This window comes from Agrobacterium albertimagni AOL15 (genome assembly GCF_000300855.1).
Taxonomy (GTDB): Bacteria; Pseudomonadota; Alphaproteobacteria; order Rhizobiales; family Rhizobiaceae; genus Allorhizobium; species Allorhizobium albertimagni.
In genome coordinates this window covers 302040-328911 of the sequence record NZ_ALJF01000004.1, presented here as the reverse complement: position 1 = coordinate 328911, position 26872 = coordinate 302040, and the positions used below count along the sequence as shown (strand labels likewise).

Here is a 26872-nt window from a genome sequence, read left to right as displayed (position 1 = left end):
GCCGTGCACTTCGCCCGGGGTCATTGTGGCACGCATCTGCCGAGATGTGTATCGCGTTCATCATGGAGCGGTCTACGCCACCGTTCTTGGCTCGGATCACTGCCTGTGAATTTATTCGCTGCGATCAATCCGTTGAGATTTGCTTTGCGTAATCAGCAACAAACAGATTGAAGTGAACACGTGGCAAAGGGCGGGCAATGGACACTGGTATGACGAAGGCCGCATCCGGCGGTAAACGCAGGATCGCGGTCATCGGATCGGGGATTTCGGGCCTCTCTTCCGCCTGGCTTCTTTCAAAGAGCGCCGATGTCGTTCTCTACGAGACAGAGAACCGTCCGGGCGGCCATTCGAATACGGTGCCGGCACCCAGTGCAGGAAAAGACATTCCCGTCGACACCGGGTTCATCGTTTACAATGACCGGAATTACCCCAATCTCGTGAAGCTTTTCGAGCATCTCGATGTGCCGACCCTGCCGTCGAACATGTCTTTCGCGGCCTCTCTCGGCGGCGGTGCCTTTGAATATTCGGGTTCGGGGATCTCGGGGCTCCTGGGGCAGAAGTCGAACATCTTTCGTCCGCGCTTCTGGCGCATGGTGAAGGATGTATTGCGCTTTTACAAGGAAGCCCCCGGCCTTCTCGAGCGTCGTGAACTCGAAGGCGTGTCTCTCGGCGACTACCTCGCATCCGCCGATTATTCGCCTTCGTTCATCGAGGATCATCTCCTGCCGATGGGTGCTGCGATCTGGTCGACAACGGCTTCGGAGATGCGGCTCTATCCGCTGCATGCCTTCATCCGCTTCTTCGCAAACCATGGATTGCTGGTTCTCAAGGATCGACCGCAATGGCGCACGGTGAAGGGCGGCAGCCGCGAATATGTAGCCCGCATTCTTGCCGATTTCAGTGGCGAAGTGCGCCTCGGCACGGCTGTCACGGGTGTCCGCCGTGGCATTGCCGGCGTTCAGGTGACCGACGTGCATGGAGGCGTGGAAGTCTTTGATGACGTCGTTCTCGCCACCCATGCAAACCAGAGCATCGATCTCCTGGAGGATGCAGACGGTGAGGAGATCGAGATCCTCGAGTCCTTCCAGTACACACCCAATCTCGCCGTGCTGCATTCGGACGAGACGTTGATGCCCAAGCGCAAGTCGGTCTGGTCAAGCTGGAACTATGTGGCGGAGAAACAGGCGGGTTCCGGCGAAACTCTTTGCGTCACCTACTGGATGAACAAGCTGCAGTCGCTGGATCCGGCAACGCCTCTCTTCGTCACGCTCAATCCCTGCCGTCCGATCGATCCGGCCAAGATCATCAAGACGTTCAACTACGAACATCCGCTCTTCGATGTGGCCGCAATTCGCGCCCAGCGCCGTATCTGGCAGCTTCAGGGCCGCCGCAATACGTGGTTCTGCGGCGCCTATTTCGGCAGCGGGTTTCATGAGGATGGCCTGCAGGCGGGGCTCGCCGTCGCCGAAGCGCTCGGCGGCGTCCGTCGTCCCTGGTCGGTTGAAAATGAATCGGGTCGCATCGTGATTGGTCGCCAGCTTGAGGCGGCGGAATGAAGCTGAACTCTGCAATCTATGCCGGGCATGTGCTGCATGCCCGCAGTCGGCCCAAGAAGCACAGCCTGCGCTATAGCGTGTTTTCGCTTTTGGTCGACCTGGATGAGATCGACAAGTTGAACCAAAGCCTGCGTCTGTTCGGTTACAACAAGGCCGCACTCTATTCGGTGCATGATGCCGACCACGGCAATGGCCGAACCGGCGAACTGAGAGCCTGGGTCGAGGAACGCCTGGCCGCGGCCGGCGTGGAGGCTGATGGCATCAAGATCCATATGCTCTGCTACCCCCGGATCTTCGGCTATGTCTTCAATCCGATCACGGTGTTTTTCTGCTATCGCGCCGAAGGTGAGCTTGCCGCAGTCCTCTACGAGGTCTGCAACACCTTCAACGAGCGCCACACCTATGTGATCCCGGTCGAGGCCGAAGAGAACGGTATCCTGCGCCACAGTTGCGCAAAGGAGATGTATGTCTCGCCATTCATGCCGATGAACTGCCAATACAATTTCCGTATCAGCCCGCCGACGGATGATGTGGCCATCAACATCGGCGAGAGCGATCCGGAAGGGCCACTTTTGTTTGCAACTTTTTCCGGCCGGCGCCGTCCTTTGTCAGACAAAGGTTTGTTGCACATGTTGCTGAAGTATCCTTTGATGACCCTCAAGGTGATGGGGGGCATTCACTGGGAGGCGCTGAAGCTCTGGTGGAAGGGAGTTCCGATCTACCGACACAAGCCAGCCGCAGCCAAGATAGCCTCAACGATCGTCGTGCAGAATGGGATGAACAAGTCATGAGTCACGCTGAGCAGGAAATGCACCCTGTGGTTAGCTCTCTCACATTCTGGCAGCGCATGATGTGCCGCTGGGCCGACCGGATTGCTGTGGGCCGCCTGACACTTCAGTTCGAAGGTTATGGCGAACATGTCGCGATCGGTTCAAACCCTGGCCCGAATGCCGTGTTGTGTGTCCGCAATGCGAGCCCGGTCTTTCGCATCCTGACCAATGGGACCCTAGGTTTTGCCCAGGCCTACATGGACGGAGAACTGGATTCCCCTGATATTGGCGCGGTGCTCGAACTGGCGCTGGCCAACGAGGCGCAACTCGGACGTGTTCTGGCGTCCTCCTCCATCTTCATGACGCTCGCCCGCTTGCGTCACAAGCTGCGCCGCAACTCGAAGAAGGGTAGCCGGCGAAATATCGCCTATCACTATGATCTCGGCAATGCGTTCTACGGCCTGTGGCTGGACCGCACCATGACCTATTCCTCCGCGCTCTACAGCGCCCCCAGCATGAGCCTCGCAGATGCGCAGGAGGCGAAATACGCCCGCATCGTCGACGAGCTCAAGATCGGTCCCGAGGATCATGTCCTGGAAATCGGCTGCGGTTGGGGTGGCTTCGCCGAACATGCGATCCGCAAGACCGGCTGCCGGGTCACCGGGCTTACATTGTCGACAGAGCAAGCGAAGTTTGCGCGCGAGCGGCTTGAAAAAGCCGGTTTCGCCGACAGGGTCGACATCAGGCTCGAAGACTACCGCGATTGTCGTGGGCAATACGACAAGATCGTTTCGATCGAGATGTTCGAGGCGGTGGGTGAAGAAAACTGGCCGGTCTATTTCAAGGCCGTGCAGAACCTGCTGGTCGAAGGCGGGCAGGCGCTGATCCAGACCATCACCATCGACGAGAGCCGCTTCGACTATTATCGCCGCAGCGCCGATTTCATCCAAACCTACATCTTCCCCGGCGGCATGCTGCCTTCGGTGACCGTTTTCGAGCGGGACGCTGACGCTGCAGGCCTGAAGGTCGGCGATCGCTTCCGCTTTGGCCGCGACTACGACCGGACGCTGGTTGCCTGGGACAGCGCTTTCACGGCCAATTGGCAGAAGATCGAGCCGCTCGGTTTTGACCGCCGCTTCTACCGGATGTGGCGCCTCTATCTGCACTATTGCGCGGTCGGCTTCCGCTTCGGTCGCATCGACGTCGTGCAGTTCAGGCTGGACAAGCCAGCCTGAACGTCAAGCTCTCCAAATTTGTAGTTTGTGCTCCGGTCAAGAGCCCTTCGGCCGGAGCATCTTGCGCGTGAGCGCAAAACGCAGCGCATGGGGCAAGGCGTGCAGGAAACGGATCGCGAGCGCCATCTTCCAGGGGAAAATGATCTCGAACTTGCCCTTGGCCAGCCCCCTGGCGATCGTGTCGGCTGCCTCTTCCGAAGAAACAAGGAAGGGCATCGGGAAGTCGTTCTTCTTGGTCAGCGGTGTGTCGACGAAACCCGGGTTGATGATGGTCATCTTCACGCCGTGACGCTCGAGCTCGGGATAGAGCGCTTCGCACATCACATTGAGCGCGGCCTTCGTCGCCCCATAGGTCGCAGCGCCCGGAAGCCCGACATAGCCAGACACGGAGGCGACGACTGCGATATGTCCGCGGCGCCGCGCGATCATCGCGGGCATCACCGTTTCCAGGCAAGAAGCGGTACCGAGCACGTTGAGCTCGAACATCTGGCGGGTCCGCGCGCTGTCAAAGTCATCGGCATAATCGCGGGTGTAGGAGCCGGCCGCAAAGACTGCGAGATCGACCGGGCCCATTTCGCTCTCGATCGCCGCAAATGCCTGCTTGACCGCTGCGGGGTCGGTGACGTCGAGCGGGTAGACGCCGACCTTGCCGGGATGGCTGGTGGAGAGCGACGCGAGCGCATCGACGCTACGGGCGCTGACGGCGATCCGGTATCCGTCTCGAAGCAGGCGTTCGGCGAGCGCGCGGCCAATGCCGGTGCTGGAACCCGTAATCCAGGCAATCTTGGTCATGATATCCTCTTACTTGATCTCATGACCAATACGCCCAGCGGAGGGGCTCGGTTCAGACCGTCCAGCCCTCGAGCAACGAAAGACCCTGCTTCAGCAGCTGCTCTGCGTCATCCTTGTTCGCGGCTTCGACATAACAGCGCATTTCCGGCGCGTTGCCCGAGGGTCGAAAGTGGATGACCCGGCCGTCGGCCAGCGTTGCCCGCAGTCCGTCGATGTCGCTGACGCTGTCGACGGCACCGATTGGGCTGAGGAAAGCCGACAGGTGGTCGCCGGATTCCCGGAGATGCGCCATGAGAGACCCGCTGCGCTCGCTGGCATAATTTTCCAGGCGGTCGCTGAGTGCCACCGGCAGATTGAAGTCTTCTACGAGCCCCGATAGCGACAGGCCGCGTTCCCCGGCAGTTCCGAGCACGGCCAGCGCCGGCAGGAAACTGTCGCGCGTCGGCAATGCCGCGATCGTCTTGCCACCGATGGAGAAATCGGAGCCGAGCATCAGGCCGCCATTCGCCTCGAAACCGAGCACCCCCGTTTCTCCGGCTGACAGCGCTTCTTCCATGGCGGCGATGACAAAGGGCGAGCCGACGCGCGTGCGGCGCACGGCAAAGCCGCCGTCCTGCTCGAGGCCGGAATTCGATGTAACGGGCGTTGCGGCAACCTTCGCCTTGAGGAAGCGGGAAACGATCAGCCCGAGCAGATCGCCGCGCAGTGGCCTGCCATGCTCGTCGGCCACCAGCGGCCGGTCCCCGTCGCCATCTGTCGAGATGATCGCGTCGAGGGCGAGTTCGTCGCTCCAATGCGCAAGTTGGGTGACGGTATCTGGCGATACCGCTTCGGTGTCGACGGGGATGAACTGCTCCGAGCGCCCCAGCGGAAACACGGTGGCTCCGCAGTGCTCGAAAACCGTGACCAGCATGTCGCGGGCGACCGAGCTGTGTTGGTAGATGCCGATCCGTTTTCCCTTCAGCGCATCGGGCGCAAGGATGCCGAGATTGCGGTCGATGAAGAGCTGTGTCGCCTCTGCCTCGCCAGGCGTACCGGAACCGGCCTCGACCTTGTTGGCGTCTGCATCGTCTTTCAATGCCGCTGCGAGACGGGTGATCGCCTCTTCGTCGCTCTTGTTCACCTCTCCATCGGGGCGGTAGAACTTGATGCCATTGCGGTCGGCGGGAATATGGGAGCCGGTGACCATGATGCCGGCCGCCCCGATCGAGGCGCCATAGAGCGCGAGCGCCGGGGTTGGGACGGTGCCGCAATCGATCGGCACCAGGCCGAGCCGTTTCATCGCGGCCATGATCGTGGAAGAGATTTCCGGGCTCGACGGACGAAAGTCGCGGCCGACGACAACAGGCGATCCAGGCTTCAGCGCCCCGCTTTCCAGCATGTGCCGTGCAAAGGCGGTCGCATAAAGTGCTGAAACCGAGCCAACGAGATCTGTCGAAAGCCCTCTCAAACCGCTCGTACCGAACTTTACCGTCATGCATGCCTCCTGGGGTCTCGCGAACAGATGGCGTTATATGGGCCTGTGCCCCACGCCATCAAGCGGAACTGTCGCTTGGCGGTCAGGCAAGTCTAAATCTGCAGGGGGATCCGGAAACGAAAAAAGCCTGGCGCGGGAGGAGGATGCGCCAGGCTCTTAAACTTGATCGGCAATTGGGAGGAGGAGGAGTATTGCCGATCCTACCGAGCGGCACTGGGAGGAGGAGTGCGCCGCTTCGATGATTTGGTTATACCCACGGCACGCGATTCTGCCAAGCGCGCTTGTTGCAACGCAGCAGTGCGTTTAATGCATGGCTCGAGATTCAAGTGGCAACGCGCTGCTGCGACTTTTGCATCGACACGCTTTCGTATCTTTCGCATCAGTGCGTTTTTCAGAAAACGAAAGCGCATTTGCGTAGCAATTGAGCAAATCGCTATCCTGCTTAGCAGTTTCTCATGCATCTATCACAAGGCTGTGACCGCCTTGGGCGGCCCGGCCCGGCGCGGGATGGTGCGCGGATGTGCTTTGGGCTATAGCGGGCAGGGACAACATCAGACTTCTGGAGCAACCGATGACGACGATCCGCTATCACGAGGGGGACATTTCGTCCGAGGCCGCTAGCCGCTATGTCGACGCCATCGCGATCGATACGGAAACCCTCGGCCTCGTCCCGCGCCGCGATCGTCTCTGCGTCGTCCAGCTTTCTTTCGGTGACGGAACTGCCGACGTGATTCGGATCGCCAAGAACCAAAAGGAAGCGCCCAACCTCGTGGCGATGCTTGCGGACCCGGCCCGTCAGAAGATTTTCCACTATGGCCGCTTCGACATTGCGGTCCTCTTTCACACCTTCGGTGTGACCACGGCCAATGTCTTCTGCACCAAAATCGCCTCCCGTTTGACCCGAACCTATACCGATCGGCACGGTCTCAAGGACAATCTCAAGGAGATGCTCGAAGTCGATATCTCCAAGGCGCAGCAATCGTCTGATTGGGCAGCCGAGACCCTGAGCCAGGCCCAGCTGGAATATGCGGCCTCCGATGTCCTTCATCTACATGCCCTGCGCGACAAGCTCATGCAGCGCCTGTTGCGCGACGACCGGATGGAACATGCCAAAGCTTGCTTCGAATTCCTTCCCACCCGCTCCAAGCTTGATCTCCTCGGCTGGGAAGAAACCGATATCTTCGCGCACAGCTGAAGTTTCTGGCGGCCTCAGTCGCGCCCGACAGTGCCGACCCGGGACATGACGTCAGCCGGAATTGCATACCGTCGGATCATGTCGCCCTGGATTCGCATGCCACATAGTTCCCTTTGCACCATCTACCCGAACACCGCGTCGGCTGCGGCATGGAGTAAGGCGTCGATCGGGGCGTTGTCCACGCCGCGCGCGTTTGCCAGCTTCTGAAGAGCCTCTTCAGCCTTTCGGCCCGCTCGCCCCAAGGCATCTGCCTTTTCGCCGGCCAGTTCCAGATCGAGCGGCGTGACGCTGTCGCCAAGCGACGACGAAAGCAGAGAGGCTGGTGGTCTGAAGCTCATGACTGAATTTCTCATCTATGAGATTTGAGGGGAACGCTGCGCATTTCGCCAAGGGTTCGTTAACCGAGACTTCGCATCATCGCCCCATAGACATCGGTAACGCGGCGAGCCTTTCAAGTTGCTCGTTCGCACATAAGGCGTTGATCAGGCGACCATGACGGAAGCAGCCAGCATACTCCTCGACTCTGTATCGCGTAATTCATCCAGCTATGACCTCGATCTGATCGAAGCGCCTGCGGAACTAGCCGATAATGAAGACCAGGGCCCCCGTTATGCGCCTGCCAATTGGCTAGACGCATTCATTGTCGACGAGCGTAGCCGCTCCGACGAAGCCTTGGGCGAGCGTGTCCCTGTGCCCTCGGATGAAGCGGGCCTCTATCCCCGGTTCATGCGTCTCGTCGATTGAGCTAGCGTGGCAGGCTGGCAGCCGTGGCCCTGGCCCGGATCTCGTCCAGGCTCCAGTCCACCAGGAGTTCCCCGTTCTGCCAGACCGGCTGCAACAGGTTGGGACGGTTTCCAAGGTCTTCCAGCGGGATCGGCATGATGTCTAGGCCATCGGCGATCGCAGCCACACGGCCGGCCATCGATACCTTCTCCTGAGGATTGGACGGGCGGCGCACGACCGGTCGCCACTGGCCCGCATCGTCCTGCACGGCGCTGGTGCGCATGGTAAAGGACATCGTGTCCCTGTTGATCTTGTGCAGCAGGCCAGATCCCATGCCGAAGGAAATGTTTTCGGCAGAAAAGCCCATGCCTTCGAGCCGGCCGAGGATCATCTGGATGTCCTGGATCGAAACCCCGTCCGACTGGATCACCCGGACATTGCCGTCGAGCACCTTGAAACCCTTGCCGTTCAGCCGCGTGCCGAAGGCGTAGGCGAGTTGGGCCACGACCTGCACCGGTGTGTCGATCGGATCGCCGCTGTCCGGCCGCACCACGAGAACGCCGCCGGCGGCGCGCACCTTTGTCTGCAGCTTCTTGCCCCAGATCTCGGAGACCGCATTGTGCAGGTCGAAGCTGTCCGAGACGACGGAATAGCCGCCGAAGCTCGCGAAATTGTCGATCAAATTGGAATAGGCTTCCGTCTCATGGTCCTGGCCCCAGGCAATGATCGTTCCGTGTTCAGCTGCCGGTATGGAATAGGCCGCCATTGAGGCCTTGTAGAAGCGACGCGCCTGCAGAATGGCGGGAAGCGAATCGGAGCTGTGGAAGTGCACGAGATGGGCTGCCCCACCGATCGCTGCCTGTTCGACGCTGGACGTGCTGCGGCAACCATAGTCGCTGATCCGGCTCGGTTGCAGCTCGGCTGGATCATCAGTCGTCCTGTCCAGAAAGGGCTGTATCGCCATCCTGAGGCGCCAGGCGGTCGTCGCGACCGTGGACGGATACCACACGGCGCGAAGCAGGGCGGTCTCCATATAAGAGGTGAGCCACGGCACGAGAGGATCGGTATTGACCACCTGCATCACGGGCACGCCGCGACGGATCGCGGCGCCTTCGGGCAGTGCCTCGATGCGCAGGGGCAACATGCCGCCATGTGCATTCAGGATATGCTCCCAGCCCTTGCGGTCGAACGGCTGGCCATGGGCTCGCGCAATCTCTTCGGCTTCCTCGATGTCGCCACGGGTGATCGGCGTCGACAGATAGTCCTTCAGGAACATCTGCAGGCCGAAGAACATCACCTCGGGACGGAAGGAGTTGCCCCGCGTGGTGACGAAGGCGCTGACCGCCCGCGTGTCCTTCGGATATTGCAGAAAGACGCCAAGCTTGTAGCTGTCGGTGTTCAGGAGGAGATTGCGTGTCATGCCTGCGTCCGTGTTGGATCGAATCGGCGACAATACGCCGCCACCTCCATCATGCACGCCAATCAATGCGCGAGGCTGGTGTCGCGCGCCGAGATTGCGTCTTAGTGTTTCATTAACCAAATCAGGCAAGGATTGAAGACCGGGATCGCCAGCCGCAGCAAGGCACCAGGCGCGGCCCGAAGCTCTTGTACCGAGGCACTAGAACCGGAGAGGTTGCCATGCTTCCTCCAGTCCTTGCGTCCCCTGCGTCCTACACTGCGACCGAGGCGAAGCCGCGACCGGAACAGCCTGCCGGCTCCCGCGCCCAGATGCTTGCCCCACCGCCAACGACAACGGCCATCAACCAGAATTCCGCGATCGCGGGGCAGCTAAACATCATGCTCCTGTCGGGTCCGGAGCGCATGTCCCAGAACCTCGCGGTTCTGGCAGACGTGCTCGGCGCCGCCTTGAAGATCGAGCGGCGCAGCGACGAGACGCTGGGCGACTACATGGGCCGATTGATTGAAGGGATTGCCGCGCTGCCAGCTGTCGATCGCCTGAAGCTGCAGAAGCTCCTGACCCAGTCGTTTGCCGGGCTGCAGTTGCGCACCCTGCTGGCGGCGATGGCCAGCCCATCGGGCCCGGAGCGCGCAACCCTGGCCCTCTATCTCGAACTCTATCGCCAGACTGACAGGGACGGAGCGACGCGCTCGGTCATCTCATCCTATCGAGAGGCGGCCGGTGAGGCTCGCTCGACTGCTCAGAGCGTTAGCCGTCCCTCGGCTGCAAACGATGTCGGCCGTGCGCCGAGCGATGCCCCGCGCCCTGCACAGCCTGCGGCTGAACAAAACCGAACTTTGAGCACCCCAGCTCCTCAGTCCGGTGGCAAGGCCGATGTCCGCACTGAGAATGCGGAGCCGCCCCAGCGCTCGGGCATGAATTTGGCGCTCTCCGCCCGAGCGACAACGAGATCGCCATCCAGCTCCCTGGCTGGCCCGGGTCTCGTAGCCGGTAGTCCCGAAAGTCCGAAAGCAGCGATGGGCACGAGCCAGGCGCCTCAGAAGGCCACGCCAGAACCGCAGACGAGCAGAGCAGCACCTTCCGGCGGCCTGCAGCCGTCACCCTCCGACCGCCCCTCCATGCCAGCCGAAGGCGGCCAAAGGCTCCCCACATCTGCAAGCGAGGTCGCCAGACAGCCGGAGGAACGAGCCTCCGCTGGCGCCGGCTCCCCGGATCGACCGGCGTCGTCGCCCGCTGCCGCCATAGCCATGTCGGCGACTGCCGTGCAGGGGCAGGCGAGGTCCGCACCGTCGATTCCGGGGGGCTGGCTCGCCGAACTGTTCGAGTCGGATTTCGTCCGGACACTCCTGCAGCTGAAGAGCCTTTCGACCGAGCCGCAAACCTCAGCCCGCCCCGCCTTCCTTCCTCCAACCGACACGCCGCTGACGGAGACGTCTGCCGCGCAGCGCATGTCACGGGACGAAGCAAGCGATTCAGCCGAGCGTCTTGCGCGGATGCCGGAGGCAGCCTTGAAGGAAGCGGCAGAGGAGCGGCCGTTGCCGGGCGTAATCCCGCTTTCGGAACAGGCGCTGGCGCGGTTTCCGATCGGCCGGGAAGGCGTGCCCTTGCCCTTCATTCCCTACCAACTGGAAGACGAATTCGACGTCGAACACGTCGAGGAGAAGGAAGAGGAGGAGTCCGGCAGCCGGGATGCCGAGGCGGACGGAAACGAAGATGACCTCGCAGAAGCCGCCGACGAGGATGCAGATGCCATGATGGCTGAACACGGGCACCCTGCCGATGGGCCTTCGGAGCCGTATGCGCCGGAGAGCATGGTTGCGGAGCCGCACGCCCTACCGGCACCCTCCGGGACGGCCTTGCCGCTTCCGCCCGAGCCCGCGCATGAGCTCTACCTGCGTATGGCCGGCCTCACCTGATATTCAAGATCGAAAAAACCCGCCAGGATCGCTCCCGGCGGGTTCTTTATCTTCAGCCAACAGCGAGGATTAGTCGTTGTTGCGGTTCTTCAGGGCTGCACCCAGGATGTCGCCGAGCGAAGCGCCGGAGTCGGACGAACCGAACTGAGCGACGGCTTCCTTCTCTTCTGCGATCTCGAGAGCCTTGATCGACAGCATGACCTTGCGGTCCTTCTTGGAGAAGTTCGTGACGCGGGCGTCGAACACCTGACCGACCGAGAAACGCTCCGGACGCTGATCGTCACGATCGCGGGCCAGGTCGTTGCGGCGGATGAAGGACGTGATGTCCTCGTGGTTGACCAGCTTCACTTCGACGCCGCCATCGTTGATGCCGATGACTTCGCAGGAAACGACAGCGTTCTTGCGCAGGTCGCCGGAAGCAGCGGCGTCGCCGACAGCATCCTTGCCGAGCTGCTTGATGCCGAGCGAGATACGCTCCTTCTCGACGTCAACGTCCAGAACGACGGCCTTGACGACGTCACCCTTGTTGAACTCTTCGATGACCTGCTCGCCCGGGCGGTTCCAGTCGAGATCCGACAGGTGAACCATGCCGTCAACGTCACCTTCGAGGCCAATGAACAGGCCGAATTCGGTCTTGTTCTTGACTTCGCCTTCGACTTCAGTGCCGGCCGGATGGCTGAAGGCAAATGCCTGCCACGGGTTCTCGAGGGTCTGCTTGAGACCGAGCGAGATACGGCGCTTCGACGGATCGACTTCGAGAACGACGACGTCGACGTCCTGCGTGGTCGAAAGGATCTTGCCGGGATGAACGTTCTTCTTCGTCCAGGACATTTCCGAGATGTGGATGAGGCCTTCGATGCCCGGCTCCAGCTCGACGAATGCACCGTAGTCGGTGATGTTCGTGACGGTACCGGAGATCTTCTTGCCAACCGGGTACTTGGCAGCAATGCCATCCCACGGATCCGACTCGAGCTGCTTCATGCCGAGCGAAATGCGGTGGGTTTCCTGGTTGATACGGATGATCTGAACCTTGACCGACTGGCCGATGGACAGGATTTCCGAAGGATGGTTGACGCGGCGCCATGCCATGTCGGTGACGTGCAGCAGGCCGTCGATGCCGCCGAGGTCAACGAACGCACCGTAATCGGTGATGTTCTTGACGACGCCGTCAACAACCTGGCCTTCTTCGAGGTTCTGAACGATTTCAGAACGCTGCTCGGCACGCGACTCTTCGAGAACCGTACGACGCGAGACAACGATGTTGCCGCGACGCTTGTCCATCTTGAGGATTTCGAAGGGCTGCGGGTTGTGCATCAGCGGGGTCACGTCGCGGATCGGACGGATGTCGACCTGCGAACGCGGAAGGAAGGCAACAGCGCCGTCGAGATCGACCGTGAAGCCGCCCTTGACCTGGTTGAAGATAACGCCTTCAACGCGCTCGCCAGCTTCGAACTTGGCTTCGAGCTTGATCCAGCTTTCTTCGCGACGAGCCTTCTCGCGCGACAGAACAGCTTCGCCGAGGGCGTTTTCGATGCGCTCGACGTAAACTTCGACTTCGTCGCCGACCTTCAGCGTGCCGTCCTTGGCGCGTGCACCGAATTCCTTCAGTGCGATACGGCCTTCGACCTTGAGGCCGACGTCAACAATGGCCACGTCCTTCTCGATGGCCGTGATGATGCCCTTGGCAACATAGCCTTCTGCCAGATCGGTCTTGGCAAAGGATTCTTCGAGGAGGGCTGCGAAGTCCTCACGCGACGGGGTAGAAACAGACATGAAATCTCCTGGTCGCATCCATCTGGATGCGTGAGCGCCGGGGGCTAGTGTTGATCTTGGCCAACAACCGATCCGCTCTTTTAGAAGAGCAATTCCGGCGCGGGGACTGGATGTCGGCCCTCAGGCTTCGGCTTGTCCGAAACCTGGTCACTTCATTTCGTCAGGGCAGCGTCGACGAGAGCCTTCGCCGCCAAGAATGCGGCCTCTATACTCATTTCGGACGTATCTAGCAAGTGCGCGTCATCAGCTGGTTTCAAGGGGCTGTCGGCCCGTCCCATGTCCCGCTCGTCGCGCTTCTTCACGTCGGCGAAGATCGCGTCGAAATCGGCGCTGTCGCCCTTCGACAGGATCTCGTCATGGCGGCGTCGGGCGCGAACCTCAGGCGACGCCGTGACATAGAGTTTCACCGGAGCATCCGGGCAGACCACGGTGCCGATATCGCGACCGTCGAGCACGGTGCCGGGCAGCCGTTTGGAAAAGGCGCGCTGGGCCTCGACCAGAGCACGGCGCACGGCGGGCATGACCGCAATCTTCGAGGCTGCCTCGCCGATTTCATGGGCGGACAGCACGTCGCGGTCGAGGCCGGCAAGCTCTACGGCAAGCGCCATGCGCTCCGCCACCGCCTCGTCGTCGAGCGGCAGTCCGGCATCCAGAAGCGCCTTGGCAGTCGCGCGATAGGTGAGCCCCGTGTCGAGATGGTGGAATCCGTAGGTCTCCGCGATCTGGCGCGACAGCGTTCCCTTGCCGGCTGCGGCCGGTCCGTCGATGGCGATGATCATCCGGCCCTCGTTGTCTGTAAAAGTCATGCCATCGCTGATACAAATCTTGGCTGCCATTGCCAAGCGGCGCATGGGAGTTGGCGCTTGCGAAAATCTCCCCGCAGATTGCCTTTGACAGGACGGACATCAGCGATTAAGGGGACCGACTACAGTTTGGCCGGCCTCGCGCCGGGCGCTTGGCGCATGCCCTTAATCTTCACGACTTCATGAGGCTTTGACAGTGGCGAAGGCAGAACTTGGAACGAAACGGACTTGCCCCGACACCGGCAAGAAATTCTACGACCTGAACAAGGACCCGATCGTGTCGCCGTACACGAACAAGTCCTGGCCGCTTTCCTATTTCGAGGAAACCTCGGTCGCAGCCATCATGGAAAAGGCTGAGGAAGAGGAAGTCGCCGAAGTCGACACCGAAAACACCGATGTCGAGCTCGTCTCGCTCGAAGACGCTGACGAGACCGCCAGCGGCGACGACATCCCGGATATGGGCGACGACGACGTTGAGATCGACGGCGACGACGACGACACCTTCCTGGAAGCCGACGAAGACGACGACGATGATGACATGACCGGCCTGATCGGCGTCACCGGCGACGACGACGAAGTCTGATATTTCAAGCATTTCGAGCCCGGGCCTAAAAAAATGCCCGGGCTTTCATTTTTCGGCTTGCCATCTCCGACTACCGGAAGTATCAAGCCGCCACCCCGACGGAAGCGGTGCTTTCAAACGGGTTCCCGGAGCCGGAAATTAACCGGTACCCTGATGGGGCTATAGCTCAGCTGGGAGAGCGCTTGCATGGCATGCAAGAGGTCAGCGGTTCGATCCCGCTTAGCTCCACCAATATTCCTAGCAGATTTCTTTCAGTGATCACGTCGCCTGGGCGCGGCCCTGAGACGTCAGTCGTAGGCATCGAGAGCGTTCAGCGCCTCAACGCTGAAACAGCTCCACACGCTCGCCGTTTTCCGACAGATCGATCTGGAACCAGTCGATGATCTTGCGGATGTCGAGCTTCACCTCTCCGTCGCGAAGCTTCAGGTGCAGCTTGTCGTCACTGACATGCACAGGCGTGCCGATGTAAAGGCGGTCATTGCCGGAGTCGTCCACGGTGTCGATGGCAAATCGCATGGTTTCCTCCCGGAAAATTTAGAATCGAAATGGGTGACAGTGGGACGAGGGTTTAGTAACGCCTCCTTGAGCGAAGCTGGCCTCCCTGGGGCCTGATGGCTTCAGGAGTGGCGGGTAGTCGGGCTGGGAGAGTTGCAGCGTGTTTGTGGTTTCGAAACTGTTCTGGAATGCGATCCAGCCGCTCTCTCTGGTATTCCTCTTAGGTGTGCTTGCCCTGGCCCTGATCTGGTTCCGCTGGCTTCGTCCTGCCATGGCTGCCCTGTCGCTCTCGCTTCTGATTCTGTTCCTCACCCTCTACACGACGCTCGGCTCCGTCCTTTTACAAAGCCTGGAAGCGCGATTCCCCCGGCCGGCGGGCGATCCCTCAGAAGTGTCCTGCATGATCGTGCTGGGCGGTGCCTTTGAGACCGAGGTCACGACAGCCCGCGGAGGTATGGATCTTAATCAGGCGGCGGATCGCTTCGTCGAAGCGCTGCGCCTCGCTATGCGATATCCCGAGGCAAGCATCCTTGTATCCGGTGGTGATGGGTCCCTGAGCGGCGCCTATGAGGGCGATGCCGCAGCCTCGATCCGCTTCTTCGAGGCCTTCAACATTCCGCGCGACAGGCTGATTGCCGAGACGGCATCCCGAAACACCGACGAGAATGCCCAGAACAGCCGCGAACTTCTGTCCGGGCGCGATCTGGGCCCTTGCCTGCTGATCACGTCTGCCTTCCACATGCCGCGCTCCGTCGGGCTCTTTCGGAAGGCAGGCGTCGAGGTTGCGCCCTGGCCGGTCGACTTCCGCACCGCCGGCAATCTGTCCGTCGCTCTGGACTTTACGCAGCCGACCCTCAACGCGCAGCAGATGTCGACGGCCGTTCGCGAATGGGTGGGGCTCGTCGCGTATCGAATTCTCGGCAGGATCGACGACGTCTTTCCTGCGCCGTAAGCATCACTTCTTCGAGATTGTCAGGAATTTGGTGCCGCGAACGCGCACCGTCATGGCGCAGGGCTCCTGGCCCTCTTCCCGCTCGCAATAGCGGGGATGCATCTTCAAGACGAAGACCATGTTACCGAAGCGCTTGATGAAGTCGTAGGAATACATCTGCGCGGTGGCGATCATGAAGTAGCCGCCTTCCTTCACCTGAAGATAGAAGTTGAACGGGCATCCTTCCACCGAGCAATCGGGACCGCGCACGCCGTCGCAGACGATTTCGCTGCTGTTGGTGACCGCGTCTTTGAGGCCGTCATTGTTGATGTCGATCCGGTCGAGGAAGCGGCCGCCAAACTGCACCACATCGCAACGCTTGGCATAGTGATTCTTCTCGTAGATCTCAGGATCGGTCAGCAATTCCTGCTGTGCGAAGGCGGGCATTGCGAAAATGCCGGTCGCGACAACGAGGAGGAGGCGGAATAGGAAAGACACGGTCTGGACTCCGGATCGCAATCTGTGCTGAACGAAGGGGAAGTCTAGCGGCTGCGTCTTGCCTCACCCTTAACGGCGTGCGGCAAATCTCGCCCGGACCGGAGGCTCCAGCGAGGAAAGAAGCCATGTCGTTCCTGTCTTATCTCGACTATGTGGGCATTGCCCTGTTTGCTGCCACCGGCGCGCTTGCAGCGTCGCGAAAGCAGCTCGACATGATCGGCTTCCTGTTCTTTGCGGTTGTGACCGGGCTCGGCGGCGGGACGGTCCGCGACATCGTGCTCGGTCGCGTGCCCGTCTACTGGGTTCTCAACCCCGATTACATCCTGATCTGCTGTGCAATCGGCGTCGTCGTCTTCTTCACCGCCCACATGGTCGAATCGCGCTACCGCCTGTTGATATGGCTCGATGCGATCGGGCTGTCGGCCTACTGCGTGATGGGTGCTGCAAAAGGTCTGGCCGCGACCGGCTCGCCGACGATCGCGATCGTGACCGGCACGCTGACCGCAAGTCTGGGCGGTGTTCTGCGCGATCTCCTGGCCAATGAGCCATCCGTGCTGCTCCGGCCGGAGATCTACATCACGGCGGCCCTCGTCGGGGCAGCGGTTTTCACGGGTGCCCACGAGTTCGGCGCACCGCTCTATGTCGCCTCTGCCCTGGGGGCGATCGCGGCATTCCTGCTGCGCGGCGGCGCACTCTACTTTGGATGGACGTTTCCGACCTACAAGCACAAGCCTGGCCGACATCCGGATGAGGTCATGTGAGGGCAGGCGAGGGAGAGTTTCAGCCCTGCTTGGGGCGCAGCCGGATCACAACGTCGACATGCGCGATTTCCATGCCTTCCGGCGGTGGCGGCAGATTGTCGATGCTGATGTTGTTGACCGGGATATCCAGCACCTTGTTCTCGCCTTCGACGAAGAAATGGTGATGGTCGGACACGTTCGTGTCGAAATAGGTCTTGGAGCTTTCGACCGCGAGGACGCGGATCAGTCCCGCTTCGGTGAACTGGTGCAGTGTGTTGTAAACGGTCGCAAGCGAGACCGGGAAATCGGCGGATATCGCCTCTTCATGCAGTTCTTCGACGGTCAGGTGGCGGTCACCCTTGGCGAACAGAAGGCCAGCCAGCGCAATGCGCTGCTTCGTCGGGCGCAGGCCCGAGCGGCGCAGTTTCAGTTCGATACCCGTTTGGCAGGTTGCCATCGTCAAAGACGCACTCCAGTCGTTACGTAGCATGCACAAGCATCCACAAGTGTCGATATAGCTGCAAAATCAGGCTCTTTCAATAGTAACGGTAGCGAGAAGCCTTGAGACGCCTGCCGTTGGGCGGTTTTTGACGCTTCGGGTCTGGTGATGCCCTTTTCCTTACTGTATGCGACGATGATATGAGGATGAGGCCGGCAAGGCCTCATGGAACCAGCCGAGTGGCTGCGGGGCTTCAATTTGCCACCGTCTTGCTCTAATGGGTCCCGGATATGTGAAGCAGAGGGGGGAAGAAGAAGAACAATGGTTACGAGACAATCCAGCTACAACTACGACGAAATCCTCGCCTGCGGCCGCGGTGAACTCTTTGGCGAGGGCAACGCGCAGCTTCCTCTGCCGCCCATGCTGATGGTTCACCGGATCACCGACATTTCCGAAACCGGTGGCGCCTTCGACAAGGGCTATATCCGCGCGGAATACGACGTGCGCCCCGATGATTGGTATTTCCCTTGCCATTTCCAGGGCAACCCCATCATGCCCGGCTGCCTTGGCCTCGATGGCATGTGGCAGCTGACCGGCTTCTTCCTCGGCTGGCTCGGTGAGCCCGGTCGCGGCATGGCGCTGTCGACGGGCGAAGTGAAGTTCAAGGGCATGGTGCGCCCCGAGACCAAACTTCTCGAATACGGGATCGACTTCAAGCGCGTCATGCGCGGTCGCTTGGTGCTCGGCACGGCCGATGGCTGGTTAAAGGCCGATGGCGAAACTATCTACCAGGCATCCGACCTGCGCGTCGGTCTGTCGAAGGACAAGACGGCCTGAACCGGCCCTGTCCGCACCTGAAGTTTATAAAGAAGGTCTGAGAGATGAGACGGGTTGTAGTAACAGGTCTTGGCATCGTGTCCTCCATCGGTGCCGATGCCGCCGAAGTCACGGCATCGCTGCGTGACGCCAAGTCGGGCATCACCTTTTCTCCCGATTTCGCCGAACACGGCTTCAAGTGCCAGGTCTGGGGCAAGCCCGATCTGGATCCGACCGACTTGGTCGACCGCCGTGCCATGCGCTTCCTGTCTCAGGGTGGTGCCTGGAACCACGTGGCGATGAAGCAGGCGATCGCAGACGCCGGTCTGGAAGAGGCCGACTATCAGCAGAACGAGCGCGTCGGCATCATCATGGGTTCGGGCGGTCCGTCGACCAAGCAGATCGTCGAAGCCGCCGATATCGTTCGCCAGAACAACAGCCCGAAGCGCATCGGCCCCTTCGCCGTGCCGAAGGCCATGTCGTCGACGGCGTCCGCAACGCTTGCCACCTGGTTCAAGCTGCACGGCGTCAACTACTCGATCTCGTCCGCCTGCTCGACCTCGGCGCATTGCATCGGCAATGCCTACGAGATGATCCAGTGGGGCAAGCAGGACATGGTCTTTGCCGGCGGCCACGAAGATCTCGACTGGACCATGTCCAGCCTCTTCGACGCCATGGGCGCCATGTCGTCGAAGTATAACGACACGCCGTCGAGCGCCTCGCGTGCCTACGACGTCTCGCGCGACGGCTTCGTCATCGCCGGTGGCGCCGGCGTTCTGGTTCTCGAAGAGCTGGAGCATGCCAAGGCTCGTGGCGCCAAGATCTATGCCGAAGTCGTCGGCTATGGTGCGACGTCCGACGGCTACGACATGGTCGCTCCCTCGGGCGAAGGCGCGATCCGCTGCATGCGTCAGGCGCTGTCCACCGTGAAGGGCGATGTCGATTACATCAACACCCATGGCACTTCGACGCCGGTGGGTGATAGCAAGGAAATCGGTGCGATCCGCGAAGTTTTCGGCGACAAGATCCCGCACATCCAGTCGACCAAGTCGCTGACCGGTCACTCGCTGGGTGCCGCCGGCGTGCAGGAATCGATCTATGGCCTGCTGATGATGCAGGCCGGCTTCATCGGCGAAAGTGCGCACATCATCGAGCTCGATCCGGAATTCGAGGGCGTGCCGGTTGTCCGCAAGCGCATCGACAATGCCAAGATCGATACCGTGCTGTCGAATTCCTTCGGCTTCGGCGGTACCAATGCCACGCTGGTATTCCAGCGCCATCAAGGCTGATCTTTTAGACGTCCAAACAAAAAAGCCTGGCGCGTTGCCGCGCCAGGCGTTCATCCGAAGTGGTCCGCCAGCCGTGGGAGTTCGGCTTACTTCGGTTGATGAGGATCGGTATGGTCGATGACGCCGATCAGCATGGCGAGGCTCACCGCATGCATCAGATTGCTCGCTTCGAGCTTCTCTTGAGCACTGACCAGAGCCTGGTTCACCTCTTCCCGTGACAGCACGAGCGCATTCGCAGCCTCGTCCGACCGCATGCCCTCAGCCACGAGCTGCAGGCAGCGGATTTCGCGATCCGAGAGGATCGAAACAGCAGGCGATCGTCCGATTGCCCGTTTGGTATCGGTTTTCATGATTTTCGTTGCCGCAATGGAGAAAGGTCGACTTGATATCCATCAGGTCGTCAGGCGGCGCTCATAGCATTCTGCTGGAATGGCGTCGTTGACATCGCACGCCAACCACTTATCCGAACACGCTAAAAGAAGGGGAATTCAGCGCTGAAAGCGCTTTGATCCCTCAATTAGGGCGGATCGCGCCGCCCTTGTCAAGTTTCCGCGGCCATCAGGCAGACTTCCGCTCGCGCACTTCCGTCGGCGTGGTGCCGAACCATCGCGTGACGGAGCGCGTGAAGGCGCTCGGCGCGGAATAGCCGAGCCTGTAGCAGATTTCCGAGATCGGCAGTTCACTTTCGGTCAACAGATTGAAGCTGACCTCCTTGCGGATGTGATCCCTGAGCTCGTTGAGACTTGTCCCGTGGCCCGCCAAACGGCGCTGGAACGTCCTTTCCGATAAGCCGAAATAGGGGGCGATCTCCGCGAGCGGATAATCGTCATCCGACACGTGCAGCAGCAGGTAGCGACGGACCTGCTCCAGGAAATCAGCGCTTTTCTCCGGCGTCGGCGGTCTCAGGCTCCGACATTGCAGATCCATCAGTTCGAATAGCCTGCGGTCACCGGTGGGGTTTAAGGCCTGAAGGAAGCTGGGCGGAAAATGCACGCAGTTCAGGCGTGCGCCGAAGCTCACGCGTCGCGACAGCAATTGCCGGAAGGGCTTGTGATTGCGGGGAGCCGGTCTTTCCAGTTGAACTTCGATACTGTCGCTGGTGGCAAAGGCTTGGGCCCGTTGCATGACAAGCCCGACCGACATGTCGACATACTGATCGCGTTTCACGATGATGGGAGCAAAGGTCCAGGCGAGATGCGCACCGCGCTCGTCGAGCGTCAGCTTGGAATAGCTGGTATGGGTCACATACTGGATGTGGTCGTCGAGAAACTGGACGAAATCCAGCCCTGTCGGCGCCGCCATCAAGCCGTAGCCGAATGGACCGGTCGAGCCCGCCTCATAACGCGTGATGCTTGTGAGCCCGAATGCCTCGTCGTCGGACAGGAGAGCGCAGGTCTCCAGGAGCCTGCACAGGCGATCAAGGCTGATGCGGGCAGTCAAGCTCTGGAAAATCTGCGGATCGATCTCCAGCGCCTTGCAAATGGGCTTTATGTCGATGCCATAGGACTGGGCATGCTCGACCACCGCTGAAGCGAGGCCGGCCACGGTGGTCAATTCATCGGTGAGATTCCGAGAAGGCATGTGACCGCTGGCGCCAGAAGTGAAGCTGTTGGCGCCAGATGCTAAGGCAGGCCTGACCCTGAGTCGAGGGGCGCGTAGTCTAAGTCCGCGCCCTCTCGATCACGATCGCTTTTGTGTCAGCGCTTCGCCCAGAGGACCTTGAAACGCGCATTCCGGCAGACTTCGCCAGACTGCTTGAAATGCTCAGCCAGCACGGGCTCATAGGGCAAACCCCGATTTGCCACCATCAGAAGGTCACCGCCGCCGCGCAGCGAATCCGCGGCTGCCTTGATCATCGCGGCACCGATAGACGGCTCGGCGGCGTGGCCCTCATGGAAGGGCGGGTTCATGATGACGAGATCGTACTTCTCCTTCGGCGGCTCGTTGCCGAGATCCTGCCAGAAGAACCGTGCCGTCAGATCGGGGCAGTTGCGCGCCAGATTGCGCTTGGCATGCTCCAGAGCCTCGTGGCTCGCTTCGAATAGATCGATGCGATTGGTGCGGGGCGCAGCGTCGGCCAGCATGACCGAGAGATAGCCCCAGCCTGCGCCGAAATCGGCTGCATTGCCGTCGAAGTTCGTCGGCAGGCGGCTTGCGAGCAGTTCCGAGCCTTCATCGGCATGGGCGTGGGAAAAGAGACCGGAGCGTGTCTCGAAGCGTCCGTCGACCGTCACCGGCTTTGCGGACAGCGTCGAAACGATTGCCGATGCATCTTGAGGCGCGCTGAACCAGACGACGACGCCATGGTATTTCGGCATGGATTCCGGTGCGAGGCCGAGCCGGTCCAGCTGTTTGCGCAGAGGCAGGATGCCGTCCTCCTTGGCACCTGCGACCAGGATCATCCCGCCCGCCTTCACCCGATTCAGCGCTTCGGCAACGCGATCCTCGTTGACGCCCTTGTGCTTGCCGCAGAGGATGAGGGCACCGTCATAGCCTTCGCCGTCCGCTGTCGGAACCGGTTGAAGGTGGCTGGCTTCGAGGCGCCGGAATTCCGGGCGGAAATCCTGAACCACGGTCAGTTCTGCGGCGAAGCCCTCGGGCTTGGCAAATCCTGCCTCGGCTCCGAGAAACAGGTAACGGCTTCCCGCTTCGGGAAGGGCGACGGTTTCCGTGACGAAGGGATGGAACAGGGTCTTCAGCGTTTCGCGGCTCATGGCTCGGTCTTCTTTCTCGGCGAACAAAAAAGGCGCGGGAAATTCTCCCGCGCCTCGGATCGGGAACGACGTCCGCTTATTCAGCGGCTTCGCCGTCTTCCTTCTTCTTCTCGGCCACGATTTCCTGGCCGGTGGTCTGATCGACGACCTTCATCGACAGGCGGACCTTGCCGCGCTCATCGAAGCCCATGAGCTTGACCCAGACCTTATCGCCTTCCTTGACGACGTCAGAGGTCTTGGCAACGCGCTCGGAAGCCAGCTGCGAGATGTGCACGAGGCCGTCACGCGAACCGAAGAAGTTGACGAAGGCGCCGAAGTCGGCGGTCTTCACAACAGTACCTTCGTAGATCACGCCGACTTCCGGCTCGGCAACGATCGAGTGGATCCACTTGCGGGCCGCTTCGATTTCCTTGCCGGAGGCGGAGGCGATCTTCACGGTGCCGTCGTCTTCGATGTTGATCTTGGCGCCGGTCTTTTCAACGATTTCGCGGATGACCTTGCCGCCCGAACCGATGACTTCACGGATCTTGTCGACCGGAATGTTCATCACTTCGATGCGCGGTGCGAATTCGCCGAGCTGCGAGCGACCTTCGGTGATGGCGTTAGCCATTTCGCCGAGGATGTGCTTGCGACCGCCCTGTGCCTGAGCAAGCGCGACCTTCATGATCTCTTCGGTGATACCGGCGATCTTGATGTCCATCTGCAGCGAGGTGATGCCGTCGGCAGTACCTGCAACTTTGAAGTCCATGTCGCCGAGATGGTCTTCGTCACCGAGGATGTCGGAGAGAACGGCGAAGCGCTCACCTTCCAGGATCAGACCCATGGCGATACCGGCCACCGGCTTGGCCAGCGGAACGCCGGCGTCCATCAGAGCAAGCGAGGTACCGCAGACGGTTGCCATCGAGGACGAGCCGTTCGACTCGGTGATCTCGGAGACGACGCGCAGCGTGTAGGGGAACTGCTCAGCCGACGGCAGCATCGGACGGATAGCGCGCCATGCGAGCTTGCCGTGACCGATTTCGCGACGGCCCGGAGAGCCCATGCGACCCGTTTCACCGACCGAGTAGGGCGGGAAGTTGTAGTGCAGCAGGAAGCGTTCCTTGTACATGCCGGTCAGGCTATCGACATACTGCTCGTCTTCGCCGGTGCCGAGCGTGGCAACAACGATTGCCTGCGTCTCGCCGCGGGTGAACAGGGCCGAACCATGCGTGCGCGGCAGGATGCCGACTTCCGACACGATGGCGCGAACGGTGGACAGGTCGCGGCCGTCGATGCGGCTCTTGGTGTCCAGGATGTTCCAGCGAACGATCTTCGCCTGCAGGTGCTTGAAGACGGCACCGATGACTTCATTGGTGTACTTCGGCTCTTCGCCTTCCGGGAAGAAGTGCGCCTTCACCTTGGCCTTGACGGCGTCGACGGCTGCATAGCGATCAGCCTTCTGGGTGATCTTGTAGGCAGCGCGCAGTTCGGTTTCGGCGATCGAGAGCATTTCGGCTTCGAGAGCGGAATGATCTTCCGGTTCGAATTCGCGCGGCTCCTTGGCAGCCACTTCAGCGAGCTTGATGATCGCGTCGATGACCGGCTGGAAGCCCTTGTGGCCGAACATGACGGCGCCGAGCATGATCTCTTCGTTGAGTTCCTTGGCTTCCGACTCGACCATCAGGACGGCGTCCTGCGTGCCGGCAACGACGAGATCGAGGACCGACTCGTCCATCTCGTCGAGATGCGGGTTCAGAACGTATTCGCCGTTGATATAGCCGACGCGAGCGCCGCCAACCGGACCCATGAAAGGTACGCCGGAGAGGGTGAGGGCTGCCGAAGCGGCAACCATGGCCAGAACGTCCGGATCGTTTTCGAGGTCATGCTGGACCACGGTGACGACAACCTGGGTTTCGTTCTTGTAGCCTTCCGGGAAGAGCGGGCGGATCGGACGGTCGATCAGGCGAGAAACCAGCGTTTCCTTCTCCGACGGACGACCTTCGCGCTTGAAGTAGCCGCCCGGGATCTTGCCGGCGGCATAGGTCTTTTCCTGGTAATTGACGGTGAGCGGGAAGAAGTCCTGACCCGGCTTGGCCGACTTGGCCGAAACGACGGTGGCGAGAACGACGGTCTCGCCATAAGTGGCGAGAACGGCACCGTCAGCCTGGCGGGCGATCTTGCCCGTTTCCAGCTTCAGCGGGCGGCCTGCCCACTCGATTTCGACGCTATGAACATCAAACATATCTTGTCCTTCATATGCGGACCCTCGTCCTGCCGAATGGGCAGGGGGCGTTTGGTCTGCAATGTGCTGACGCAATCACGGGCAAGACAGTGGGAGGCTTCGGAAACGGCCGTGGCCGGCATATGCACCCCTCGGGATGCGGAAGCATCCAACAATCCTGCCCCATGACAGGTCATCGGTTGTCGTTGACAGATCCGGCCCATCCGGCCTGTCGTTCGTTCCGGGCGGTCTTCGCGCGGAACCGGTCGCGGGTCTTGTAGCCTGACCCGGAAAGGCAACCGGCGGACCTTCTTGAAGAAGGTCCGCCGGGAAGTCGTTAGCGGCGGATGCCGAGGCGCGTGATCAGGGTCGTGTAACGAGCCTCATCCTGCTTCTTGACATAGTCGAGAAGCGAACGGCGGGTCGAAACCATGGTCAGAAGGCCACGACGCGAGTGGTTGTCCTTCTTGTGACCCTTGAAGTGTTCCGTCAGGTTGGTGATACGCTCGGTCAGGATCGCGACCTGAACTTCCGGAGAACCGGTGTCGCCCTCCTTGATTGCGTATTCCTTGATGAGGGCGGCCTTGCGCTCTGCAGTGATCGACATCGTGAATCCTTTCTAGAATAAGGAGAAACAGGTCGCCAAACGCCGGGATGTCGTCCAGCATTGGCCGTGAATGCAGGCACCCGAAGGTGCCAGCTGCCGCCGCCTATACTCCATTCCCTCAAGAAAGGAAAGAGCAGGCGGCGGGATGACTTCAGGCGAAGACCCGCCGCGGGTGAAACTCGCCGCCGGCGATCTCGCCGATCGCGATCAACTTGCCGCCGGCCAGCGCAACCGCCTCAGGCTCTGCCACCGGTGCATCGCGGCCGCGCAGAATGATCGGGTTGCCCATGCGCAACCGGTGCGCCTGGTCATCGGTGATCCTGAGTTGCGGCAAGGCGGACAGCGCTTCGGCCGTGTCCCCGAGAAAGGCGTCGAGAGCGGCAAGCCGTTCGTCGCGGTCTTCTATGGCTTCGAGCGCGACGAGCTCCGCGAGCGGCACCATCATCTCCTCGGCAAACGGGGCCACGAACGTACGGCGCAGCGAGGAGATGTGCCCGTAGCAGCCGAGGTCGCGACCGAAGTCGCGGGCCAGCGAGCGCACGTAAGTGCCTTTGCCGCATTCAACCTCGAAATGTGCCTTGTCGCCTTCGCAGTTCAGGAGCGTCAGGCGGTGAACTTCGACTTCGCGAGAGGGGATCTCGACCGTCTCGCCATCGCGGGCGAGATCATAGGCGCGCTCGCCGGCAATCTTGATCGCGGAGAACTGCGGCGGGATCTGGCTGATGGTGCCGGTGTAGTTGGGCAGCAACGCCTCGATGTCACTCTTGGCAGGGCGTTTGTCGGAGCTCTGCGTCACCTCGCCCTCGAGATCGTCCGTCGAGCGCTCCTCGCCCCAGGTCACCGTGAATTCGTAGATCTTGCGCCCGTCCATGACGTAAGGGACGGTCTTCGTTGCATCGCCGAGCGCGATCGGCAGCATGCCGGATGCGAGTGGGTCGAGCGTGCCGGCATGACCGGCCTTCTGGGCATTGAACAGCCACTTGATCTTACCGACGGCCTCGGTCGAGCCGAAATCCACCGGCTTGTCGAGAATGAGCCAGCCCGAAATCGGGCGGCCCTTGGGCTTTCTGGGTTTGGACATCTAGGTCTTTTCTCAGTCTTGATCTTCGTCGGAGCCGAGGTCGCGCTGGACCTCCGGCGAACGCAGCAGGGCATCGATCTTCTGGTAGTTGTCGAAGCTGGTGTCGTCGCGGAAACGGACTTCCGGCATGTATTTCAGCTGCCGGAGCTGGTTGCCGAGCCGGCCGCGAATATATTTGGCGTGCTTGTTGAGGGCAGCGATGACCGTGTCATGGTCCTTGACGCCGAGCGGAGTGACGTAAGCCGTTGCCATCTTGAGATCCGGCGACATGCGGACTTCGGAGATGGAGATCACGGTCTTCTCGATCACCTCGTCGCGGACGTCGCCGCGCTGCAGGACCTGGGTGATGGCGGCACGCACCTGCTCGCCGACGCGCAGCATGCGCTGCGAAGGTGCCGAAGAGGTTGGTTTTGTCATGGTCTTCCTGACTTCATTTTAAATTTAAGCACTGCGACAAGGGCGCCCATTGCCAACGGCATCGCAAAGACGATGGACATGATGGTCCCTGACCACGCTGTTCGGCAACCTTCGGCAATCATGGAAAGCATGATCGGATCATCGGTGTCGTCCGAAAAACCCAGCATCACCAGTCCCAGCGAGAGCAGCGTTGTTGGCCAAACCAACCATCGCCAACCCTTCAGAATGCCGACCGACAGGACAAGGGCGATGATCAGTGACCAGCGCGTACTGTCGATGATTTCGTTTGCCACTGTGACAGCGCCGTCTGATGGATCCCATCCGGCCTTGTCGCAGATTTCCGCGAACGCATGCGTCGCATAAAGAAAACAGACGATGGCTATGGCCACCGTCTGTTTGTTC

Annotated in this window: 28 protein-coding genes and 1 tRNA gene; 12 read left to right on the top strand and 17 right to left on the bottom strand. The window is 60.8% G+C overall.

Features of this window, described 5'->3' with window-relative positions; genetic code table 11:
* The first annotated feature begins 209 nt into the window (after positions 1-209).
* Genes QWE_RS06420 through QWE_RS06410 form a run of 3 tightly spaced genes read left to right on the top strand, consistent with a single transcriptional unit; the run spans position 210 to position 3561 of the window.
* Entirely contained in the window at positions 210-1556 is a 1347-nt protein-coding gene (locus tag QWE_RS06420) for an NAD(P)/FAD-dependent oxidoreductase (RefSeq protein ID WP_006725284.1), read from the top strand.
* Positions 1553-2347, top strand: a complete 795-nt coding sequence (locus QWE_RS06415; RefSeq protein ID WP_006725283.1) for a DUF1365 domain-containing protein — start codon at positions 1553-1555, stop codon at positions 2345-2347. Before QWE_RS06420 ends, QWE_RS06415 begins: the two co-directional genes overlap by 4 nt.
* Positions 2344-3561 carry a class I SAM-dependent methyltransferase gene (locus QWE_RS06410; RefSeq protein WP_040299589.1) on the top strand — a complete coding sequence of 406 codons (1218 nt, stop codon included), beginning with the start codon at positions 2344-2346 and terminating at the stop codon, positions 3559-3561. Before QWE_RS06415 ends, QWE_RS06410 begins: the two co-directional genes overlap by 4 nt.
* Before the next feature lie 36 nt (positions 3562-3597).
* Here the strand turns inward: QWE_RS06410 and QWE_RS06405 are convergent, their stop codons facing one another.
* Both QWE_RS06405 and QWE_RS06400 read right to left on the bottom strand, forming a co-directional pair.
* Positions 3598-4353: an SDR family NAD(P)-dependent oxidoreductase gene (locus QWE_RS06405; protein ID WP_006725281.1), complete on the bottom strand. Its 756-nt coding sequence runs from the start codon at positions 4351-4353 to the stop codon at positions 3598-3600.
* Between the two features lie 52 nt (positions 4354-4405).
* Positions 4406-5830, bottom strand: a complete 1425-nt coding sequence (locus tag QWE_RS06400; protein ID WP_006725280.1) for a phosphomannomutase — start codon at positions 5828-5830, stop codon at positions 4406-4408.
* Between the two features lie 571 nt (positions 5831-6401).
* On the opposite strand from QWE_RS06400, the gene QWE_RS06395 reads away from it, so the two are divergent.
* The gene (locus QWE_RS06395) at positions 6402-7025 is read left to right on the top strand and encodes a ribonuclease D (RefSeq protein WP_006725279.1); all 624 of its coding nucleotides are present in this window, start codon (positions 6402-6404) and stop codon (positions 7023-7025) included.
* A gap of 122 nt (positions 7026-7147) precedes the next feature.
* On the opposite strand, the gene QWE_RS06390 is transcribed toward QWE_RS06395, so the two are convergent.
* A complete protein-coding gene (locus tag QWE_RS06390) occupies positions 7148-7363 on the bottom strand; it encodes a hypothetical protein (protein WP_006725278.1) in 216 nt (71 codons plus the stop codon).
* Between the two features lie 154 nt (positions 7364-7517).
* On the opposite strand from QWE_RS06390, the gene QWE_RS06385 reads away from it, so the two are divergent.
* Entirely contained in the window at positions 7518-7769 is a 252-nt protein-coding gene (locus tag QWE_RS06385; RefSeq protein ID WP_006725277.1) for a hypothetical protein, read from the top strand.
* A 1-nt stretch (position 7770) separates the two neighbouring features.
* Here QWE_RS06385 and QWE_RS06380 read toward each other — a convergent pair whose 3' ends face one another.
* A complete protein-coding gene (locus tag QWE_RS06380) occupies positions 7771-9168 on the bottom strand; it encodes a nicotinate phosphoribosyltransferase (protein ID WP_040299667.1) in 1398 nt (465 codons plus the stop codon).
* 218 nt (positions 9169-9386) lie between these two features.
* Here QWE_RS06380 and QWE_RS06375 point away from each other — a divergent pair, with 218 nt between their 5' ends.
* Entirely contained in the window at positions 9387-11084 is a 1698-nt protein-coding gene (locus tag QWE_RS06375; protein WP_006725275.1) for a hypothetical protein, read from the top strand.
* A 69-nt stretch (positions 11085-11153) separates the two neighbouring features.
* Here the strand turns inward: QWE_RS06375 and rpsA are convergent, their stop codons facing one another.
* Together rpsA and cmk are read right to left on the bottom strand one after the other, a co-directional pair.
* Positions 11154-12857, bottom strand: coding sequence for a 30S ribosomal protein S1 (gene rpsA / locus QWE_RS06370; protein ID WP_006725274.1), 1704 nt, complete (start codon positions 12855-12857; stop codon positions 11154-11156).
* A gap of 152 nt (positions 12858-13009) precedes the next feature.
* Positions 13010-13663, bottom strand: a complete 654-nt coding sequence (gene cmk, locus QWE_RS06365; protein WP_040299665.1) for a (d)CMP kinase — start codon at positions 13661-13663, stop codon at positions 13010-13012.
* Between the two features lie 193 nt (positions 13664-13856).
* On the opposite strand from cmk, the gene QWE_RS06360 reads away from it, so the two are divergent.
* Positions 13857-14243 carry a TIGR02300 family protein gene (locus tag QWE_RS06360; RefSeq protein ID WP_006725272.1) on the top strand — a complete coding sequence of 129 codons (387 nt, stop codon included), beginning with the start codon at positions 13857-13859 and terminating at the stop codon, positions 14241-14243.
* Between the two features lie 155 nt (positions 14244-14398).
* Positions 14399-14474 (top strand) — tRNA-Ala (locus QWE_RS06355).
* Positions 14475-14561: 87 nt separating this feature from the next.
* On the opposite strand, the gene QWE_RS06350 is transcribed toward QWE_RS06355, so the two are convergent.
* Complete coding sequence (locus QWE_RS06350) at positions 14562-14759, bottom strand: hypothetical protein (RefSeq protein WP_006725271.1); 198 nt, start codon at positions 14757-14759, stop codon at positions 14562-14564.
* A gap of 139 nt (positions 14760-14898) precedes the next feature.
* Between QWE_RS06350 and QWE_RS06345 the strand changes: the two genes are divergently transcribed.
* Positions 14899-15690, top strand: coding sequence for a YdcF family protein (locus QWE_RS06345; protein ID WP_006725270.1), 792 nt, complete (start codon positions 14899-14901; stop codon positions 15688-15690).
* A gap of 3 nt (positions 15691-15693) precedes the next feature.
* Here QWE_RS06345 and QWE_RS06340 read toward each other — a convergent pair whose 3' ends face one another.
* Entirely contained in the window at positions 15694-16116 is a 423-nt protein-coding gene (locus QWE_RS06340; RefSeq protein ID WP_052018087.1) for a hypothetical protein, read from the bottom strand.
* Between the two features lie 176 nt (positions 16117-16292).
* Here QWE_RS06340 and QWE_RS06335 point away from each other — a divergent pair, with 176 nt between their 5' ends.
* Entirely contained in the window at positions 16293-16928 is a 636-nt protein-coding gene (locus QWE_RS06335; protein ID WP_006725268.1) for a trimeric intracellular cation channel family protein, read from the top strand.
* Positions 16929-16947: 19 nt separating this feature from the next.
* Here the strand turns inward: QWE_RS06335 and irrA are convergent, their stop codons facing one another.
* Positions 16948-17364 (bottom strand): iron response transcriptional regulator IrrA, encoded by a 417-nt coding sequence (irrA, locus tag QWE_RS06330; protein WP_006725267.1) that lies wholly within the window; start codon positions 17362-17364, stop codon positions 16948-16950.
* Positions 17365-17667: 303 nt separating this feature from the next.
* Between irrA and fabA the strand changes: the two genes are divergently transcribed.
* Positions 17668-18183 (top strand): 3-hydroxyacyl-[acyl-carrier-protein] dehydratase FabA, encoded by a 516-nt coding sequence (gene fabA, locus QWE_RS06325; protein ID WP_006725266.1) that lies wholly within the window; start codon positions 17668-17670, stop codon positions 18181-18183.
* Between the two features lie 44 nt (positions 18184-18227).
* Positions 18228-19451 (top strand): beta-ketoacyl-ACP synthase I, encoded by a 1224-nt coding sequence (fabB, locus tag QWE_RS06320; protein WP_006725265.1) that lies wholly within the window; start codon positions 18228-18230, stop codon positions 19449-19451.
* A gap of 86 nt (positions 19452-19537) precedes the next feature.
* Here the strand turns inward: fabB and QWE_RS06315 are convergent, their stop codons facing one another.
* The 8 genes from QWE_RS06315 to QWE_RS06280 form a co-directional block, all read right to left on the bottom strand.
* Positions 19538-19801 (bottom strand): LuxR C-terminal-related transcriptional regulator, encoded by a 264-nt coding sequence (locus QWE_RS06315; RefSeq protein ID WP_006725264.1) that lies wholly within the window; start codon positions 19799-19801, stop codon positions 19538-19540.
* Between the two features lie 208 nt (positions 19802-20009).
* The gene (locus QWE_RS06310) at positions 20010-21032 is read right to left on the bottom strand and encodes a helix-turn-helix domain-containing protein (RefSeq protein ID WP_006725263.1); all 1023 of its coding nucleotides are present in this window, start codon (positions 21030-21032) and stop codon (positions 20010-20012) included.
* Between the two features lie 116 nt (positions 21033-21148).
* Positions 21149-22165 (bottom strand): class I SAM-dependent methyltransferase, encoded by a 1017-nt coding sequence (locus QWE_RS06305; RefSeq protein ID WP_006725262.1) that lies wholly within the window; start codon positions 22163-22165, stop codon positions 21149-21151.
* 76 nt (positions 22166-22241) lie between these two features.
* Positions 22242-24386, bottom strand: a complete 2145-nt coding sequence (pnp, locus tag QWE_RS06300; RefSeq protein WP_006725261.1) for a polyribonucleotide nucleotidyltransferase — start codon at positions 24384-24386, stop codon at positions 22242-22244.
* Positions 24387-24702: 316 nt separating this feature from the next.
* A complete protein-coding gene (gene rpsO, locus QWE_RS06295; protein ID WP_006725260.1) occupies positions 24703-24972 on the bottom strand; it encodes a 30S ribosomal protein S15 in 270 nt (89 codons plus the stop codon).
* A gap of 151 nt (positions 24973-25123) precedes the next feature.
* Positions 25124-26053: a tRNA pseudouridine(55) synthase TruB gene (gene truB / locus QWE_RS06290; RefSeq protein ID WP_006725259.1), complete on the bottom strand. Its 930-nt coding sequence runs from the start codon at positions 26051-26053 to the stop codon at positions 25124-25126.
* Positions 26054-26065: 12 nt separating this feature from the next.
* Positions 26066-26470, bottom strand: a complete 405-nt coding sequence (gene rbfA / locus QWE_RS06285) for a 30S ribosome-binding factor RbfA (protein WP_006725258.1) — start codon at positions 26468-26470, stop codon at positions 26066-26068.
* Positions 26467-26859, bottom strand: a complete 393-nt coding sequence (locus QWE_RS06280; RefSeq protein WP_157790680.1) for a hypothetical protein — start codon at positions 26857-26859, stop codon at positions 26467-26469. Before QWE_RS06280 ends, rbfA begins: the two co-directional genes overlap by 4 nt.
* Between the last annotated feature and the right edge of the window lie 13 nt (positions 26860-26872).